This window comes from Piscinibacter sp. XHJ-5, from assembly GCF_029855045.1.
In the GTDB taxonomy this organism is placed as follows: Bacteria; Pseudomonadota; Gammaproteobacteria; order Burkholderiales; family Burkholderiaceae_C; genus Albitalea.
In genome coordinates, this window is record NZ_CP123228.1 from 5,345,029 (window position 1) to 5,363,580 (window position 18,552).

General features: G+C 70.1%; 15 protein-coding genes. 9 read left to right on the forward strand and 6 right to left on the reverse strand.

The window, feature by feature from the left end:
- Positions 1-28: 28 nt before the first annotated feature.
- Genes P7V53_RS25250 through P7V53_RS25260 form a run of 3 tightly spaced genes read right to left on the reverse strand, consistent with a single transcriptional unit; the run spans position 29 to position 3,835 of the window.
- Entirely contained in the window at positions 29-1,222 is a 1,194-nt protein-coding gene (locus P7V53_RS25250) for a fumarylacetoacetate hydrolase family protein (protein WP_280152248.1), read from the reverse strand.
- 11 nt (positions 1,223-1,233) lie between these two features.
- The gene (locus P7V53_RS25255; protein WP_280152249.1) at positions 1,234-2,349 is read right to left on the reverse strand and encodes an NAD(P)/FAD-dependent oxidoreductase; all 1,116 of its coding nucleotides are present in this window, start codon (positions 2,347-2,349) and stop codon (positions 1,234-1,236) included.
- A gap of 28 nt (positions 2,350-2,377) precedes the next feature.
- Positions 2,378-3,835, reverse strand: a complete 1,458-nt coding sequence (locus tag P7V53_RS25260) for a lytic murein transglycosylase (RefSeq protein ID WP_280152250.1) — start codon at positions 3,833-3,835, stop codon at positions 2,378-2,380.
- A 166-nt stretch (positions 3,836-4,001) separates the two neighbouring features.
- Here P7V53_RS25260 and tssJ point away from each other — a divergent pair, with 166 nt between their 5' ends.
- From tssJ to P7V53_RS25290, 6 genes are read left to right on the forward strand one after another with little or no spacing between them, the layout of a single operon-like run.
- A complete protein-coding gene (gene tssJ, locus P7V53_RS25265; RefSeq protein WP_280152251.1) occupies positions 4,002-4,469 on the forward strand; it encodes a type VI secretion system lipoprotein TssJ in 468 nt (155 codons plus the stop codon).
- Positions 4,470-4,478: 9 nt separating this feature from the next.
- On the forward strand, positions 4,479-5,813 hold the full coding sequence (gene tssK / locus P7V53_RS25270; RefSeq protein ID WP_280152252.1) for a type VI secretion system baseplate subunit TssK: 1,335 nt from the start codon (positions 4,479-4,481) through the stop codon (positions 5,811-5,813).
- An 18-nt stretch (positions 5,814-5,831) separates the two neighbouring features.
- Positions 5,832-7,160 carry a DotU family type VI secretion system protein gene (locus tag P7V53_RS25275; RefSeq protein ID WP_280152253.1) on the forward strand — a complete coding sequence of 443 codons (1,329 nt, stop codon included), beginning with the start codon at positions 5,832-5,834 and terminating at the stop codon, positions 7,158-7,160.
- Positions 7,157-10,723 carry a type VI secretion system membrane subunit TssM gene (gene tssM, locus P7V53_RS25280; RefSeq protein WP_280152254.1) on the forward strand — a complete coding sequence of 1,189 codons (3,567 nt, stop codon included), beginning with the start codon at positions 7,157-7,159 and terminating at the stop codon, positions 10,721-10,723. The genes P7V53_RS25275 and tssM overlap by 4 nt, the downstream gene beginning before the upstream one ends.
- 16 nt (positions 10,724-10,739) lie before the next feature.
- The gene (gene tagF / locus P7V53_RS25285; protein WP_280152255.1) at positions 10,740-11,450 is read left to right on the forward strand and encodes a type VI secretion system-associated protein TagF; all 711 of its coding nucleotides are present in this window, start codon (positions 10,740-10,742) and stop codon (positions 11,448-11,450) included.
- A gap of 59 nt (positions 11,451-11,509) precedes the next feature.
- Complete coding sequence (locus tag P7V53_RS25290) at positions 11,510-11,764, forward strand: hypothetical protein (RefSeq protein WP_280152256.1); 255 nt, start codon at positions 11,510-11,512, stop codon at positions 11,762-11,764.
- A gap of 82 nt (positions 11,765-11,846) precedes the next feature.
- Here P7V53_RS25290 and P7V53_RS25295 read toward each other — a convergent pair whose 3' ends face one another.
- The 3 genes from P7V53_RS25295 to P7V53_RS25305 form a co-directional block, all read right to left on the reverse strand.
- The gene (locus P7V53_RS25295; protein WP_280152257.1) at positions 11,847-12,908 is read right to left on the reverse strand and encodes a tripartite tricarboxylate transporter substrate-binding protein; all 1,062 of its coding nucleotides are present in this window, start codon (positions 12,906-12,908) and stop codon (positions 11,847-11,849) included.
- Between the two features lie 206 nt (positions 12,909-13,114).
- Complete coding sequence (locus tag P7V53_RS25300) at positions 13,115-13,816, reverse strand: ankyrin repeat domain-containing protein (protein WP_280152258.1); 702 nt, start codon at positions 13,814-13,816, stop codon at positions 13,115-13,117.
- A 286-nt stretch (positions 13,817-14,102) separates the two neighbouring features.
- Positions 14,103-14,444 carry a hypothetical protein gene (locus P7V53_RS25305; RefSeq protein WP_280152259.1) on the reverse strand — a complete coding sequence of 114 codons (342 nt, stop codon included), beginning with the start codon at positions 14,442-14,444 and terminating at the stop codon, positions 14,103-14,105.
- Positions 14,445-14,812: 368 nt separating this feature from the next.
- Between P7V53_RS25305 and P7V53_RS25310 the strand changes: the two genes are divergently transcribed.
- From P7V53_RS25310 to P7V53_RS25320, 3 genes are all read left to right on the forward strand, one after another.
- Entirely contained in the window at positions 14,813-16,060 is a 1,248-nt protein-coding gene (locus P7V53_RS25310) for an HlyD family efflux transporter periplasmic adaptor subunit (RefSeq protein WP_280152260.1), read from the forward strand.
- Positions 16,061-16,062: 2 nt separating this feature from the next.
- Entirely contained in the window at positions 16,063-18,177 is a 2,115-nt protein-coding gene (locus P7V53_RS25315) for a peptidase domain-containing ABC transporter (RefSeq protein WP_280152261.1), read from the forward strand.
- 126 nt (positions 18,178-18,303) lie between these two features.
- A complete protein-coding gene (locus tag P7V53_RS25320; RefSeq protein WP_280152262.1) occupies positions 18,304-18,483 on the forward strand; it encodes a hypothetical protein in 180 nt (59 codons plus the stop codon).
- Positions 18,484-18,552 lie beyond the last annotated feature (69 nt).

Below are 18,552 nucleotides of genomic sequence, written 5' to 3' on the forward strand. Positions count from 1 at the left end.
AGAGTCACCAGCCGGCCGGCGGCTGGCCTCAGAGGCCGCCCAGCAGCCCGCGCGCGGCCAGATTGCCCATCAGCGCGCGCAAGCCGAAGGTCCACGGCGCGATGCGGTCGCAGGTGTCGACGCGATTGCGCAGCGTGCCGAGATGGCGGCTGCGGATGCTCACGATGTCGCCGACGTGGTGCGTGAAGCCGCGGCCGGGCGCATCGCGGTCCTCCACCGGCGCGAACAGCGTGCCGAGGAACAGCATGAAGCCGTCGGGATACTGGTGGTTCTTTCCGGCGGTCTGGTCGGCCAGCTCCTGCGGATCGCGGCTGATGGCGCGCATGGTGCTCGCGCCGTTCAGCACGAAGCCGTCCGTGCCGGCCACCACCAGCTCGATGTCCTGCTGGCGCACGTCGGCCAGCGAGAAGCCGGCATCGAACAGACGGATGAACGGGCCGATCGCGCACGACGCGTTGTTGTCCTTCGCCTTGCCGAGCAACAGGGCGCTGCGGCCCTCGAAGTCGCGCAGGTTGACGTCGTTGCCCAGCGCGGCGCCGACCACGGCGCCGCGGCTGGACACGGCGAGCACCACCTCGGGCTCGGGGTTGTTCCAGGCGGACTCCGGATGGATGCCGATGTCCGCGCCGGTGCCCACCGCCGACATCACCGGCGCCTTGGTGAAGACCTCGGCATCGGGACCGATCCCGACTTCGAGGTATTGGGACCACATGCGCTGCTCGATCAGCATCGCCTTGAGCTTCATCGCCTGCTCGGAGCCGGGGCGTATGGCCTGCAGGTCGCCGCCGATCAGCGACTGGACCTGCTCGCGGATGCCGGCGGCGCGGCTCGCATCGCCGGCCGCACGCTCCTCGATGACGCGCTCCAGCAGGCTGGAGGCGAAGGTGACGCCAGCGGCCTTGATCACCTGCAGGTCGCACGGCGCCAGCAGGAAGGGCTGCGCCTGGTCGCGCACGCGGCGGGCGGTGTTGGCCAGCAGCGTGTCCAGGTCGCCGATGCGCCGTCCCGGCGCGGCCTTGACCAGGGCGGCCGGATCGTCGCGCTCGAGCAGGCTGGCCATGGTCGCGAAGCGCTCGCCGAGATCGAACACGCCGCCCTCGCGGAACACGACGACGCCCGGCCCCGGCGTCGGACCGGGCAGCCAGGCGCGGCCCACCAGCGTGCCGGCATGGCCGTCGGCCGGCAGGAAGTCGGAAGCACTCAGGGTGAGGGTGTCGTTCATCGCGAGCTCCTTCAAATGACCGCGTCGGCAACGACGTCGGCGATGGCCAGACACGAGGTCAGGCCCGGCGACTCGATGCCGAACAGATTGACCAGCCCGCCGATGCCATGCGTCGCGGGTCCTTGCACGACGAAGTCGCCGGCCGGGCTGCCGGGACCGCCTAGCTTGGGCCGCACGCCGCTGTAGGCCGGCTGCAACGCGCCGTCCGGCAGCCCCGGCCAGTAGCGGCGGATCTCGGCGTAGAACGCGTCGGCGCGCCCCGGATCCACGCGGTAGTCGATGCGCTCGGGTGACTCCACGGCGAGCCACTCCACGTCGGGTCCGAAGCGCGCCTGGCCCGCGAGATCGAGCGTCAGGTGCACCCCCAGCCCGGCGTCCTCGGGGATCGGGTAGATCAGCCGGGAGAACGGCGCGCGGCCCGCGAGCGAGTAGTAGTTGCCCTTGGCGAAATGCGCCCGCGGCACATGCCGGGGCGCCACGCCGGCCGTGCGCGAGGCGACGTGCGGGGCCCACAGTCCGGCAGCGTTGACGACGATGCGCGCGGCCAGCGTCGTCGCGCTCTCGCCGCCGACGTCGACCTCGTGCACGCCCTTGCCGCAGCGCACGGCCTCAACCGGCGACAACAGCGCCAGCGCGCCGCCGGCGGCTTCCATGTCGCCCTGCAGCGACAGCATCAGGCCGTGGCTGTCGATGATGCCGGTCGACGGCGACAGCAGCGCTTCGTCGGCAAGGAGCGCCGGCTCCATCGCACGCGCCTCGGCGCCGCCGAGCCGCCGCACGTCGGTCACGCCGTTGGCGATGGCCTGGGCCTCGATCTTGTCGAGCTTGGCCTGCTGCGCCTGGCCGCGCGCGACGATCAGCTTGCCGCAGCGCCGGTGCTCGATGCCGTGGGATTCGCAGTACGCGTACAGGCGCTCGCGGCCCTGCACGCACAGCCTCGCCTTCTGCGACCCGGCGGGGTAGTACAGCCCGGCGTGGATGACCTCGCTGTTGCGCGAGCTGGTGCCGGTGCCGATGGCGTTCGCCGCTTCGGCGACGATGGTGTCCAGGCCCCGCTGCGCGAGCGCCCGGGCGACGGCCAGACCGACGACGCCGGCCCCGATGACGACTGCATCGACTTGATCCATGGGGCCGGATTGTGGCCCGGCGCTTCGCTCACGAGGGCGAGCTCGACTTCCCCGCCGGCGCCGGCGGCAACGGTGCCGAGGCCGGCAGCGGCGCCGATGCCGGCGAAGGCTCGTGCGGCGGCCGCGCCGCACCGGACGCCGCCGATGCCGGCGCCGAAGCCGCCACGGCCGTCCCGGATGCCGCGACCGCGGCCAGCGCCTCGCAGCCGGACGCCGGCCCCGCTTGCGACCGCAACGCCGCCAGCAGCTTGCCGCCGCCGCGTCCCGTCGGCGTCCACCCGAGCTTGCTTTCTTCGTCGCGGATGGCCGCGCTGGTGCGCGGTCCCTCGGCGCCGTCGACGCGCAGCTCGCAATGTCCGCGCGCCAGGAGCAGCCCTTGCAGCTCGCGGAACTCGGCCCGCGACAACCCCGGGTCGTCGGTGGGCCAGGCGGTCCGCTGCAGCGGACCGCCTCGCAGCGCATCGGAGAGCAGCCCGATGGCCAGCGCATACGCGTCGGCGCGGTTGTAGCGCCAGATCGCCTGGTAGTTGGGCGTGACCAGCCAGGCGGGCCCGGCCGGGCCGGCAGGCATCAGGAGTGCACCGGCGTGACTTGCTTCGAGCCGTCCCGCCGGGCCCGCGCCCACCAGCGGCGTGTCGTCGATGCGCTTGACGCCGGCGGCGCTCCATTGCGCGACGCTTCGGCAGCGGCCCGCCGGCTTGGCGTCCGCCAGGCAGCCGTGGTCCGATTCCAGCGCGTTGGCATCGGCCAGCGACTGCGGCACCTTCACCTCGACGCCCCACGGCATGCCGTCGGCCCAGCCGAGCCCGCGCAGGTAGCGCGCGGTGGTCGCCAGCGCGTCGGGCACGCTGTGGACGATGTCGGCGGAGCCCGTGCCGTCACCGTCGTTCATGTAGCGCGCAAAGGTGGCCGGCATGAACTGCGTCATGCCGAAGGCGCCCGCCCACGAGCCCTTGAAGTCCTCGCGCTTGACCACGCCTTCCTGCAGCAGCCACAGCGCGGCGAAGAAGTGCTGCTTGCGCTCGGCGCTCTTCAGGTTGAGGCAGGCGCGGCTCAGCGTCGCGTCGACCACCGGATAGCCGCCCGAGACGCGGCCGTAGTCGGTCTCCACGCCGAACACGGCGACCGCGGTGGCCGCATCGACGCCGTGGCGGCGCGCGATGCCTTCGAGCGCTGCGCTCTGGCGCTGCATCAGCTCGCGGCCCTGCGCGATGCGCTGCGCGTCGGCGCGCCGCGCGAGGTAGTCCCAGATCGGCAGCTGGAACTCGGGCTGGGCGCGGGTGGCGTTGTCGATCAACGGACGCAGGTCCTGCACGTCGCGGGTGTAGGTGTCGAAGGTCTGCGGCAGCACGTCGGGCCGCGACGGCAGCTCGGCGCGAAGCGACGCGATGCACGTCGCCAGCGGCTCGCCGGTCTGCGCGGTGGCGCGAAGCTGCGTCGCGAGGACGAAGGCGCACGCGCCGAGGGACATCCAGAGTCGCACCATGAAGGTGAGTCTAGGCGCGCCGCACCACCCTGCCCGCCGCGGGGGCTACGGACCCACGCGCCTTCATGGCGAAACCGGAGACGCATGTCCACCGCGATTACCTAAGTCACCCAGCCGGGCCAGCGCCGCTGGCTATCCTCTTCAGCGGACGATGGGAGAACAGCACGTGAGGATCCTCGGCCTCCACCTTGCCGCGGCTGTGGGCCTGGCAGCAGCGCTCGGCGGTTGCGCGGGCGGTCCGCCGAAGCCCGCGCAGGTGAACGGCACCATCCAGGCCTCGGCGCAGATCAATCCCAGCGCCAGCCAGCGGCCTTCGCCGCTGCTCGTGCGCGTCTACGAGCTCAAGTCGGCCGCCGCGTTCAACAGCGCCGACTTCATGTCGCTGTACCAGCGCGACACGGCGGAGCTCGCGGCCGATCTGGTCGGCAAGGAAGAGTTCGTGCTCGCGCCCGGCGAGAGCAAGCCTTACGCGAAGACGCTGTCGCCCGACACGCGCTTTCTCGGCGTGATCGCCGCATTCCGCGATCTCGAGCACTCCAAGTGGCGCAGCGTCGTCGCCATCCAGCCGGGCCAGAAGCAGCAGCTGACGATCCGTGCCGCAGACCTGTCGGTCGAGGCCGCGATCGGCAAGTAAAGAACGAGCATGAGCCTCCACAGCAAAGTCGTCTGGTCGCAGGGCATGTTCCTGCTGCCGCATCACTTCCAGCAGGAAGCGCGGCATGTGGAATACCAGGTCGACATGCGCGTGCGCGCGACCGGCCCGCATGCCTGGGGCTTCTTCGAGCTGGCGCTCGACGAGGGCCTGCTCGCGGTCGGACGCCTGGGCCTCACCCGCGCCACCGGCGTGCTGCCCGACGGCACGCCGTTCTCGATCCCGCAGCACGACGCGCAGCCGCTGGCGCTCGATGTGCCGGCCGAGCTCAAGGGCGAGGTCGTCTACCTTGCCGTGCCCCTGGCGCGCGAAGGCGTGACCCAGGTCGGCTTCGACGGCCTGAACGGCCAGGAGCCGGTGCGCTGGCGGGCGAACAGCGAGGACCTGCGCGACCACACCAACGCAGCCGACGAGCCCGAGCCGGTGCAGACCGGTGCGCTCGACCTGCGACTGCTGCGCGCCAAGGACGCGACCGATGGCTACGGGCTGCTCGGCGTTGCCCGCGTCATCGAGCGGCGCAGCGACAACCAGGTGGTGCTCGATCGCGCCTACATCGCACCGCAGACCCGCATCGACGCCAGCCAGCAGCTGTCCGCGCATGCCTCGCTGCTGCACGGCCTCGTGCACCAGCGAGCGCGCGCCCTCGCGGGTCGCATGGGGCAGCTCAGCCACGGCGTGTCCGAGATGGCCGACTTCCTGATGCTGCAGACGCTCAACCGCGCCGAGCCGGTGCTGCGCCAGCACGCGCTGGCGCCCAGCACGCATCCGCTGGACTTCTACCTCGCCTGCCTGCAGCTCGCCGGCGACCTCGCCACCTTCACCAGCGAGGCGCGCGTCCCGCCCACCTATCCGCTGTACCGGCACGACGACCTGCACGCGTGCTTCGCGCCGGTCATCGCCGACCTGCGCCGCATGCTGTCCACGGTGCTGGAGCGCAACGCCATCCAGATCGACCTGGCCGATCGCGCGCACGGCGTGCGCATCGCCGTGTTTCCCGACGCCGAGCTGGCGCGCAACGCGAGCTTCGTGCTGGCCGTCAACGCGCAGATGCCGACCGAGCAGCTGCGCACCCGCTTCCCGGCGCAGTCCAAGCTCGGCCCGCCGGAGCGGCTGCGCGACCTGGTGAACCTGCAGCTTCCGGGCATCGTGCTGCGCTCGCTGCCCACCGCGCCGCGGCAGCTGCCCTTTCATGCCGGCTTCCACTACTTCGAGCTCGACCGCGGCGGCGAGCTGTGGAAGCAGCTCGAGCGCAGCGGCAGCCTGGCGATGCACGTGGCCGGGGAGTTTCCCGCGCTGGAGCTCGAGCTGTGGGCGATCCGCCAGTGACGATGAAGGACGAGCCGCATGGAGCCTTCCTCGATCAATGACCCCTTCGCCGCGCTCGACGACCAGCGGACCTTCATCAAGCCGACGCCGGGCGGCCGCACGACCACCGTCCCCCGCCCGCCGGACGTCGCCACGATAGGCGGCGACACCGCGCCGCCCGAGCCCTCCGGCGACAACGGCCTGAATCCCCTGGTCGCGCTGGCCAACCGCCTGCTGCTGGTGGTGCCCCAGCTGCGTGCGACGCGCCATGTCGACGATCCGGCGGCGCTGCGCAACTCGCTTGCACAGGGCATCCGCGACTTCGCCGCCCGCGCGACGGCGCAGGGCATCGCGCCCGAGCGCGTGATGGCGGCGCGGTACGTGCTGTGCACGATGATCGACGAGGCCGCCGCCGACACGCCGTGGGGCGGCGCCGGCGTGTGGGGCGGCCACAGCCTGCTCGCGATGTTCCACAACGAGACCGAGGGTGGCGAGAAGGTCTTCCAGCTGATGGCGCGGCTGGCCGAGAAGCCCGCCGTCAACCGCGACCTGCTGGAGCTCATCTACAGCGCGCTGACCCTCGGCTTCGAAGGCCGCTACCGCGTCATCGCCAACGGCCGCGCGCAGCTGGAAGCGGTGCGCGACAAGCTGGCGCAGATCCTCAAGCAGCAGCGCGGCGATCATGCGCATGCGCTGGCACAGCATTGGCAGGGTCAGCCGGTCGGGCGCCGCAGCGCCTACAGCTGGCTGCCGCTGGCCGCGGCCGCCGGCGTGTCGGCCCTGCTGATGATGGGCGTGTACCTGGCGCTGAGGTCGTCTCTCGACACCCGTTCGGATCCGGTGTTCCACCAGATCCAGAGCCTGCGTCTCACAGCGCCGGTGGTCAGCGCACCGCAGCCGGCGCCCAGGCCGCGGCTCGCGCAGTTCCTGCAGTCGGACATCAAGGCCGGCCTCGTCGCGGTGCGCGACGAGATCGACCGCAGCGTCGTCACCATCCGCGGCGACGGCGCGTTCGCCCCCGGCAGCGCCACGCTGCTGCCCGAGCGCGAGCCGTTGATGGGCCGCATTGCCGACGCCCTGGCGCAGGTCAGCGGCAACGTGCTCGTCACCGGCCACACCGACAGCCAGCCGATCTCGCGCACGGCGCGCTTCCCGTCGAACTGGCATCTGTCGGAGGAGCGCGCGCGCACGGTGCGCGACCTGCTCGTCTCGCGCAAGGTTGCGGCCGAGCGCATCCGCGCCGAAGGGCGTGCCGATGCCGAGCCGGTGGTGGCCAACGACACCGCCGGCAATCGCGCGCTGAACCGGCGCGTGGAGGTCACGCTGTTCGTCGGCCGCGATGCGCCCAACAAGGCTGCCGCCAGATGAAGAAGCTGCTCGGCCTGATCTTCAACCGCTGGGTGCTGCTCGCGGTGCTGCTGCTCGCCGTCGCGATGGTGATCTGGATCGTCGGGCCGCTGCTGGGGATCGGCGAGGCGCACCCGCTGGAGACCGAGTCGTCGCGCTGGATCGCGATCGGCGTCATCGCGGCCCTGTGCGTGCTCGTCATGGCGTGGAAGAGCTGGCGCGCGCGGCGCGGCAACTCCGCGGTCGTCCAGCAGCTGATGACCAGCGCGTCGGGGCCGGAAAAGAAGGAAGCCGACAGCCCCGACCTGCTGGCGGTGCGCCAGCGCTTCGAGCAGGCGATGCACACGCTCAAGCGCGCGCGCTTCGGCGCCGGCGGCCTGCTGCAGGGCTGGTCGTCCAAGCTCGGCGGACGCTACCTCTACGAGCTGCCCTGGTACCTGATCATCGGCGCGCCGGGCTCGGGCAAGACGACGGCGCTGCACAACTGCGGACTCAAGTTCCCGCTGGCCGGCAACGTCGGCGACCATGCGGTGCGCGGTGTCGGCGGCACGCGCCACTGCGACTGGTGGTTCACCGACCAGGCGGTGCTGATCGACACCGCCGGGCGCTTCACGACGCAGGACAGCGACCGCGAGAGCGACCGCGCGACCTGGGGCGGCTTCCTCGGCATGCTGAAGCGCTCGCGCCCGCGCCAGCCGGTCAACGGCGTGCTGGTGACCGTGTCGGTGACGGACCTGCTCACCAAGAGCGTGGCCGAGCGGCGCCACCATGCCGCCACCGTGCGCCAGCGCCTGCAGGAGCTGCACGAGCACCTGTCGATCCGCTTCCCGATCTACCTGCTGGTCACCAAGTCGGACCTGCTGGCCGGCTTCATGGATTACTTCGCATTGCTCGACAAGGAGCAGCGCGCCACGCCGTGGGGGTCCACCTTCCCGCTGGGCGACGGCAGCGCGCAGCGGCTGCAGCGCTTCGGCGACGAGTTCGACGCGCTGCTGCAGCGGCTGAACGACGGCCTCATCGAGCGGCTGCAGGCCGAGCGCGATCCGCAGCGGCGCGCGCGCATCTACGGCTTCCCCGGACAGTTCGCCGGCCTGCGCGGCGTGCTGCAGGAGTTCCTCGAGACGGTGTTCTCCCCGTCTCCGTACGAAGCGGAGCCGCTGCTGCGCGGCGTGTACTTCGTGAGCGGCACGCAGGAAGGCACGCCGATCGACCGCGTGCTGGGCTCCATCGCCCGCAGCTACCGGCTGGAGCGCGCCGTCATCGCGCCCAATCAGGCGAGCGGCAAGAGCTACTTCCTCACCCGCCTGCTCGGCGAGGTGGTGTTCGCCGAGAGCGGGCTGGCCGGCACCAACCTGCAGTGGGAGCGCCGTCGCCAATGGCTGGCCTGCGGCGGCTACGCCACCGCCGGCATCGTGACGGTGGCCGCGCTTTCGGCGTGGACCGTGAGCTACGTGCAGAACCGGCGCTACGTCGACCACGTGGCGCAGCGCGTGGACCAGGTGCGCCAGCTCGTGCAGGCCGCGCCGAACCGCGCTTCGCCCGACGTGCTGCCGGTGCTGCCCCCGCTGGTCGCGACGCGCAGCCTGCCCGCCGCAGAGCGCGATGTGCCCTGGTCGCTGGGGTTCGGCCTGTACCAGGGACCCAAGCTCGACAGCGCCGCACGCCAGGCCTACCACCGCATGCTCGTCGACGCGGTGCTCCCGCGCCTCGGCCTGCGTGTCGAGGAGCAGCTGCGCCAGGCCGGCACCGCGCCCGACAGCCTGTACGAGGCGCTGAAGGCTTACCTGATGCTGCACGACGTCCAGCACTTCGACGCCGATGCGCTGAAGGCCTACGTCGAGGCCGACTGGGACGCGCAGCTCGGCCGATCGATCGATGCCGAGCAGCGCGCGCAGCTCAGCGAGCATCTCGATGCGCTGCTCGCGCAAGGCGCGGTCGTGTCACCGCTGCCGCAGGACAAGGCGCTGATCGACTTCCACCGCGCGCGCCTGGCCACCGTCACGCTGCCGCAGCGCATCTACAACCGCATGCGCCACCAGGGACTGGGCAGCGAGTTCCCTGAATTCACGGTGGTGCGGGCGGCCGGCAACAACGCGGCGCTGGTGTTCACCCGCGCCAGCGGCGCACCGCTCACCAAGGGCGTGCCGGGCCTGTTCTCGTACGACGGCTACTACCGTGGCTTCCAGAAGGAGGTCAAGCGGGTGGCGCAGCAGCTCGCCGAGGAGCAGGCCTGGGTGCTCGGCGTGGCCGAGACGCCCAAGGACGCCGCGACCGCGGTGCGCGCCGGCGACCAGCTGCTCGACGACGTGCGCCGCATCTATCTCAACGAATACGCCGTGACCTGGGAAGGCTTCATTGCCGACGTGCGGCTGCTGCCCATGACCAGCCTCGCGCAATCGATCCAGATGGCGCGCCTGCTGTCGGCGCCCGACAGCCCGCTGCCGCCGCTGATGAAGGCGATGTCGCGCGAGACCACCCTGCTCGCTTCCAGCGGGAAGAACCTCGTCGAGAAGGCGGGCGACCGCGCGACCGACGTGCTGAAGAAGAGCCGCGACGCGATCGCCGATGCGCTCGCCGCCAAGAAGACCGAGTCCGGCCCGCGCATCGAGAGCCTGGTCGACGACCGCTTCGTCGGCCTGCGCCGCCTGGTGACCGCGCCCGACGGCGGCAAGCCGCCGCTGGACGACACGATCGCGCTGATCGGAGAGGTCCATCTGCTGCTGAATGCGGTGGACAGCGCCGTCAAGGGCGGCGCCGCGCCGCAGCCTTCGCCGCTGCCGAACAAGGTGAAGACCGAAGCGGCGCGCCTGCCCGAGCCGATGCGCTCGATGATGGACAACCTGTCGGCGAGCAGCGCCAGCCTGTCGCAGATCCTCGTGCGCCAGAACCTCGCCCAGGAGGTGAGGTCGCAGGTCGGCGAGTTCTGCCAGCAGGCGGTGGCCGGCCGCTACCCGCTCGATCCGCGCTCGCCCCGCGATGCGACGACCGCCGACTTCGCGCTGCTGTTCGGGCCCGGCGGCAAGATCGACCAGCTCTTCCAGCAGCGGCTCGCGAGCTACGTCGACACCACCACGCGGCCCTGGCGCTTTCGCGCCGTCGAGGGCGTGCCGCTGGGCACCGATGCCGGCACGCTGCCGCAGTTCCAGCGTGCGCAGGCGATCCGCGAGACCTTCTTCCCGGCCGGCAACACGCCGTCGCTGCGGCTTCAGTTCAAGCCGGTCGAGATGGACGCCTCGCTGAAGCAGTTCATCCTCGACGTCGACGGTCAGATCGTGCGCTACGACCACGGGCCGCAGATCCCGACCTCGGTGCAGTGGCCGGGGCCGCGCGGCACGTCGCAGGTGCGCGTGCAGGTGAGCCCGCCGGGGTCGGGCAGCACCTTCGGCCTGGTGCACGACGGCCCGTGGGCGCTGCTGCGGCTGTTCGATCGCGTGAAGATCGAGCCGACCAGCGTGCCCGAGCGCTTTCGCGCGACCTTCGACGTCGACGGCCGCAAGGCGGTGTTCGAGATCACCGCCAGCAGCGTGCGCAATCCGTTCCGGCTGCGCGAGCTCAACGAGTTCGCCTGCCCGACCGGGCTTTGACATCCGGAGCCGGATCGTGACGCCTGCCTGGTCCGCGCCGGCCTCCGAAAGCCGCGATGCGCCGGGCTGGTACGGCAAGCTGGCGACACTGGGCGACTTCGCGCAGCGCCGGCTGCCGCAGCCGTGGCTCGCCGCCTGCGACGCCTGGCTGTCGGCCGCCATGCGAAGCAGCCGCGAACACCTCGGCGAGCGCTGGCTGCAGATCTACCTCACGGCACCGCTGCTGCGCTTCGCCTGGACCCCCGGCGTGATCGACACGCAGTGGTGGTTCGGACTGCTGATGCCCAGCTGCGACAGCGTCGGCCGCTACTACCCGCTGCTGATCGCCCATCCGCGCCTGCGCCCGCCGGAGGACCGCATCGCACTGGACCACCTGGAGCTCTGGTACGAGCACCTCGCGCAGGCCGCGATGCGCACGCTCAACGACGGTCAGGGCTCGGTCGAGGCGCTGGAGGCCGCGCTGCACGAGGCGCCGCCGTGGCCGACACCCGGACGCGGCCCGCTGATGCCTTCGCAGACGATGTCGCAGGGCCTGCATCTGCGGCTGGGACGCACGGCGACCCTGTCGCAGTGGCTGCATGCGCTGGCGGCGCAGGAGCTGACGTCGCGCCTGGCCGGCTGCTCGGTGTGGTGGCGGGCGACAGAAGGCGGCGTCGATGATTCGGTCGACATCGTGCGGGGATTGCCGCAAGGGAGGGCGTTCGTCGAGCTGCTGGGTGAAACGTGAGCGTCCTGCATTCGGGCACGTCGCTTGCCGCATGAGGGTCCCGCCTCATGGAGCACGCCATGTTCAAGTTACTGTTCGGGATCGCCGTCGGGATGGTGGTTGCCAACGCCCTGCAACGCAAGAACGAGTCCGCCCGCCGGCCCGCGGCGCGCGGCGTCGAGGGAGGCGTCGACGAACTGACGTCGGCAGCCGATCATCTTCCGACGGACACGTCGTCGCTCAATGCCGGCGACGGAACGCCCTCGGCACGTTCGGCCTCGGGGCGCGCGCAGCCAGCGATCGGTGAGACGAGCAATACATTCAACGCGGCCTAGCGTTCCGGCCGGGGCATTTGATCCACGGAGCTCGCCTCGGCGACACCCTCTGCCTCGAGAGGGAGAGGAGAGCACCCGGTTCCTATTTCTTTCGCGCCGGCAGATCGCTCGCCGACGGGCCGGCCTTCGGCGGCAGCAGCCTGGCCTCGCGCATCAGCAGGCGGTGAAAGGACTCGGCCTTGTCGAGCCAATCGACGAACGCAGGACCCTGCATCGTTGTCTGCTTGAAGGCGCCGCGGATCATGAACTCCTTCCACTCCGGCACCTGGCGCACCTTGTCGAGCACCTCGCTGTAGTAGGCCACCTGCTCCGGGGTCGCGCCCGGGGCCATGAAGATGCCGCGCATCATGAGGTACTGCACCGGAATGCCGGCGGACATGCAGGTAGGCAGGTCGGCCCAGCTCTTGTCGTCGGACACCTTCTGGCGGTACTCGAGCGGCTGTCCGTCGAAGACGCACAACGGGCGGACCACCCGCTCGCGCCACAGCTTCTCGGCCTCGATCGGGTTGTTGACCGTGAGGTCCACCTGCCGCGTCGCCAGCGAGTTCGCGACGTCCCCGCCGCCCTTCAGCGGCACGTAGCTGATGCGGGTCGAGGCAGCGGTCTCCAGCAGCACGCTGAGCAGCTGATCCTCCTGTTTGCTCCCGGTACCGCCGAGCCGCAGGGCACCCGGTGCGCCGGTGCGCAACGCGTCCATCAGCTGCTGCGGCGTGCCGTAGGGCGAGGCGGCGTTGACCCACAGGACGAACTGGTCGAGGGCCAGCATCTTCACCGGCGTGATGTCCCGCCAGCTGAAGTCCACGCCGGTGGCTAGCGGTGTCGTGAACAGGTTCGACAGCGTGATGACCAGCTTGTGGGGATCGCCGCGAGAAGCCTTCACGTCCAGCAGGCCGTCGGCGCCGGAGTTGCCCGACTTGTTGACCACGCTCAGCGGCTGGCGCATCAGGCGGTGGTCGGTCACCACCTTCTGGATGAAGCGCGCCATCTGGTCGGCGCCGCCGCCCGTGCCGGCGGGCACCACCAGCTCGACCGGCGCGGTCGGTTCCCATGCCATGGCCTGCGCCGTTGCGCCGGCGAGGAAGACGGCAATCGCGCAGCGCAGGCGCGAGCGTTCGCGCGAGCAGCTCGAAGGGGATTTCAACATGCGGGGATCGTAGCCCTGGGCGGGGCGGCAGGCATTGGTGCGATCCCCGCTGCAACGTTCGTATTTCGCAGTGATGTCGATCTTCGTTCTGCCCCCCGCCCGGGGTCCGCACCATCGCCGTTCGTCAGGGCTTGCGCCCCCCTCGCCAGCGACTGGTGGAGCCCCGGTTCATCCTCAGCCACGCGCCGCCCACGCGAGTGCCGATCTCACCGCCACTTCGCGCCGGCGGAGACAAGCATCGCGGCGATATTGGCCCGGTTATTCGCCTTCGCGGCTGCGAGCGGAGTCTTGCCGCCAGCGGGCTTGTTGAGGTCCAGCCGCCCCTTGTGCTTGAGCAACTCCGCGACCACGTCTGCATGTCCGTAGATCGTCGCGATCATGAGGGCAGTGCCAAATTGGGGATGCCCCTTGTTCATGTCGATACGCTCGTCGGTCAAGAGCGCCTTCACTGCGGCGACGTTGCCATTGTTCGCTGCCCAATGAAGGGCCGTGCGGCCCTGCTTGTCGGTCTTGTTCGTGTCTGCCTTCGCGCCGATGAGCGCCTTGATGATGGGCTCGGCGTTCCGTGTGGCCGTCGTCGTCGCGGACATTGGCGCGACTCCCTGGTCGTTGGACAAGTCGACGTCCGCACCGAGCTGAATCAGGAAGTCGACGCCTTCCAAATTTCCCCAGGCTGCCGCGTGCCAGAGGGGCGTGATCCCCTTGTAGTCCCGCAAGTTGACGTCCGCCTTGGCGCTTGCCAGAGCGATCGCGGCTGACGTGCATTGGTGGACCATCGCGAGGTGCAACGCCGTTCGGCCACTCGGATCGACAGCGTTGACGTCCACGTCCGTGCTGCGAAGCAGTCGGACAATCGACGCGAAGTCGTTCTTGTAGGTGCGTTCAATCAGCAGCACCGTCCGGTACATGCGGACGTTGTCCGGGGGAAGGTTTGCGGGAACATCCTTGCGACCCGCATGGTGCACGACCTTCGGGTCTCCATGCTGACAATCGCCAGATTGCCGTCGTATTCCTCTTTGCCGCCAAAGAGGTTGTAGGTGACGGCTCCGCCTTGCAGCAGCTTCTGGGGATACCTCGGGATCTCAGCAGCCATTCGTCCGGCCCCGCACGAGAAGAGATTGACCACGATCACCCCCGCCTGGACCAGTTGATCAAAGATCGCGACGGCGGGCCAGGACTTGCCCTTGGCGTAGATCAGCTTCTGATTGAGCTGCTTGGACTCGGTGGACTGGGGGCCAGCGGGGGGTTCGTCGAGATGAATGAGACGAAGGCGACAGTGTTCTTGGATACCTTCACGCGCTTGGGCTCGTTGGGATCCAGATCCTTGACTCCGTCGCCGATGAAAGTGGCCTTTACACCACCTGCCGCCGCTTTGAGCTTTTCCAACAAGGAGGGTGCGCCGGGCGCGGGGGTCAGCGCATTGACGCCTGGTCCGAGGAAGATCAGGAACTCCTGAGTGGGCTCGACAAGGGGCCAGGCAGTCCTGGTGCCGGAGTCGCTCTTGGTTGGTGTCTGAACGCTTGCTTTGGTTTCCATGGCTGAGTCTCGGTTGAGGCGCGCAGACACACGTCTGCACCAGGCAGTGACTCTATGAAGAGCCTGGGGAGGAGACATTCACGCATTTCCGACAAGCCTAGGTCTTCGCACTAGGCTGAATGCTGACTCCGCGCCTCACCCGCGCCTGGCCCTGTGGCCGGACTGTCCCGGATCCCCTGCGTGTCCATCCCTGGCCCACGCATCGCCCGCGATCGCGACATGGCCCGTTCGGGCTATCCGACCCCGCTCGCCCGCCTGGCCCGCCGACACGCCGCGAGTGGCTCCTGTGGCCGACGCGGCGGCTGCGCCCGCTGCCTAGAGTTGCGCCTCATCGAAACGGTCAACCAGCGAAGCGAGCAGGCAGCGTCATGCGTCCCACTCTGTTCAGGCAAGAAGCGATCGACGCCACGCGGGCCACGCTGGCCGGCCGCGTGCTCGCCGCGCATCGCCTGCCCTTCGCCGTGCTGAGCGCGCTCGCGGCAGGCATCGCGATCGCCATCGTCTGCTGGGGCATGTGGGGTCAGTACACCCGCAAGGCGCATGTCAGCGGCTACCTGACTCCCTCGGCGGGCATGATCAAGGTCTACGCAGGCCAGGCCGGGACGCTCGTCGAGAAGCACGTCCACGAAGGCCAGAAGGTGACGCGCGGCGACACGCTGTTCGTGCTGTCGACCGAGCGCGGCTCGCCCGAGACGCCGGCCTCGCAGACCGCCGCCATCGGCGCGATTGCGCAGCGCCAGTCCGCGTTGGCACGGGAGTACGAGTCGCACGCCGGCATCGCACGGCTGCAAGTCGCCGGCACGCAGCAACGCCTGCGTCGCATGGAAGCGGAGCGGCGCGAGCTCCAGTCCGCCGAGGCCCATCAGCGGCAGCGCGTCGAGAGCGCCGAGCGCGCCTTCGCGCGGTACGAGTCGCTGGGCGCACAGCGCTTCGTGCCGGAGGCGCAGGTGGAGCAGAAGCGCGACGAGCTGCTCGACCAGCGCGGCCGGCTGAACGAGGTCCTGCGCGACCAGGCGAGCCTCGAGCGCGAGGTCGAATCGCTGCGGCAGGACCTGGCCTCGGCCGAGTTGCGGGCCACGCACGAGCGCTCCAAGCTCGATCGCGAGAAGGCCCAGCTCTCGCAGGAACTCACGGAGCATCAGTCGCGCAGGACCATCGTCATCACGGCGCCGGCGGACGGTATCGCCACCGCCGTGCTGGCCGATCGCGGCCAGACCACGGGCGCGCAGACCCTGCTGCTGTCGATCCTCCCGGGCGATGGCCGGCTCGAGGCGAAGCTGCTCGTGCCGAGCCGTTCCATCGCCTTCATCGCTCCCGGCGATCAGGTGTCGCTGCGCTACCAGGCCTTCCCGTACCAGCGCTTCGGCACCTTCAAGGGTCAGGTCACGGAGATCCCGCGCACGATGGTGGCTCCGGGCGAGGCCGATGGTCCGGTTGCACTTCAGGAATCGGCGTACCGGGTGACCGTGAAGATCGAGGCGCAAGCCGTCCGCACCGAGCGGTCCGAGGTGCCGCTGCAGCCGGGGATGCAGCTCGACGCCGACATCTGGCTCGAGCGGCGTCGCCTGGTCGAGTGGCTGTTCGAGCCGATGCTCACCGTGGCCAGGAGAGTCTGACGATGGGCACCGTGCTCGACTTCTCCGGCCGGCGCACAACGCCGTTGATCCTGCAGACCGAGGCGACCGAGTGCGGCCTGGCCTGCCTGGCGATGATCGCCGGCCACCACGGCGACCAGGTCGACCTGGCGACGCTGCGCAACGACCATCCCGTGTCCCTGAAGGGCGCGACGCTGGCCCACCTGCTGCAGGTGGCGAGCCGGATGTCGCTGGCGGCGCGCCCGGTGAAGGTGGAGCTGGAAGACCTGGCGCGGCTGGCGCTGCCGGCCGTGCTGCATTGGGACTTCAATCACTACGTCGTGCTGGTGCGCATGCGCGGCACGCGCGCCGTGATCCACGACCCCGCAAGCGGCATGCGCGAGCTCGACATCGCCGAGGTCTCCCGGCACTTCACCGGCGTCTGCCTGGAGGTCGCGCCGGCCCACGAATTCCGCCCGCAGGTGCGGCGCCGCCGGTTGTCGGTGCTCGACCTGCTCGGGCGCATTCGCGGCGTGCGCGCCACGATCGCGCAGATCCTGCTGATGGCGGCTGCGCTCGAGCTGTTCGCCGTGCTGGCGCCGCTGTACATGCAGCTGGTGGTCGACCAGGCGATCGTGGCCCAGGACCGCGACCTGGTCGTCGTGCTCGGCACAGGGTTTCTGCTGCTGGTGCTGGCGCAGGTGGGCATCAGCGCCGCGCGCTCGTGGGTGGTGATGGTGCTCGGGACCACGCTGAACATGCAGGTCGTGACGGACCTCTTCGCTCACCTGGTGCGCCTGCCGCTGAGCTTCTTCGAGAAGCGGCACCTGGGCGACATCAGCTCGCGATTCGAATCGCTCAATGCCATCCAGCGCACGCTGACCGGCAGCTTCATCGAGGCGATCGTCGATGGCGTCATGGCCGTCGTCACCGTGGCGGTGATGTTCGCCTATCACCCGCTGCTCGCCTCCATCGTGCTGGCGGCAGTCCTGCTCTACGCCGCGCTGCGCGTGGCGCTGTATCGGCCGCTGCGGCAGGCGCAGAACGAGCAGATCGCGCACGCGGCCAGGCAGCAGAGCAGCTTCCTGGAGACGGTGCGTGGCATCCAGAGCGTGAAGCTGTTCAACCGCCAGCAGCAGCGAAGCACCGCGCACGGCAACCTGCTGGCCGAGAGCTTCAACGCCGGGATCCGCATCCAGCGGCTGGACATCGTCTACCGCGCCCTCAACGGCGCGCTGTTCGGCATCGAGAACATTGCCGTCGTCTCGGTCGGCGCGCTGCTCGTGCTCGACGGCGCAATGTCGGTGGGCATGCTGTTCGCCTTCGCGGCGTTCAAGCTGCAGTTCGTCACCCGGGCCGCGGCCGTCGTCGACAAGGCGATCGACCTTCGCATGCTGGGCCTGCACGCCGAACGCGTCGCCGACATCGCCCTGGCCGAGCCCGAATCCGAAGGCCGCATCGATGCGGTGCATGCCGGCCTGCGCGCCGACGTCGAGCTGCGCAACGTCAGCTTCCGCTACTCGGAGTTCGAGGCGCCGATCCTGCACGGCGTGAACCTTCGCATCGAGGAAGGCGAGTCGGTCGCGATCGTGGGCCCGTCCGGGTGCGGCAAGACGACGCTGCTCAAGCTGATCCTCGGCATCCTGAAGCCGACCGAAGGCGAGGTGCTGGTCGGCGGCGTCGACATCGCGACCCTGGGCACCCGCTACCGCGACCTGGTCGGCGCGGTGATGCAGGAAGACGAGCTGTTCGCCGGCTCGGTGGCGGACAACATCTGCTTCTTCGACCTCGAGCCGGACCGCCAACGCCTCGAAGCCTGCGCCCGGCTGGCGGCCATCGAGGCGGACATCCTGGCCATGCCGATGGGCTACAACACCCTGATCGGCGACATGGGCACCGTGCTGTCGGGCGGCCAGAAGCAGCGCGTGCTGCTGGCGCGGGCCCTCTACAAGCAGCCGCGCATCCTGGCGCTCGACGAAGCCACCAGCCACCTCGACGTCGACCGCGAGCGCAGCGTCAACGAGGCAGTGCGCGGCCTGAAGCTGACGCGCATCTGCATCGCCCACCGCGCCGAAACCATCGCCATGTCCGGCCGCGTCATCGCCCTCTGGGGGCCGGACGCAGCCACCCGCTTGCCGCAGATCGCGGCCGTCGCATGAAGACGGACCGCCATCGGCCAACCCCATGTTCCGCACTCGCAGGCTGCGCCTGCGAAGGCGGGCATCGCAAGGGTCTCGCGCAGCAGACCCGTTCTTCCAACCTTTGACATTGAAACGGAGATTCACATGAAAGTCGAAAACACCACCACCCAGCCCGCCGTCGACAGCCGCCGCCTGCGTGCCGACGAGCTCACGCAAGTGGGCGCCACGCTGACCGAGCAGGAACTGCAAGCCGTGTCCGGCGCGCGCATGTCGGTGTCCTGGACCTGCGGCAGCCTGCAGCGGGCCGACGAGTGGACGCTCTGAGCGCCACCCGCTAGTCGATGAGAGGAAAGCCGACCGTTCCGCTCGGACGTCGGCCCCTCCTTCCATTCA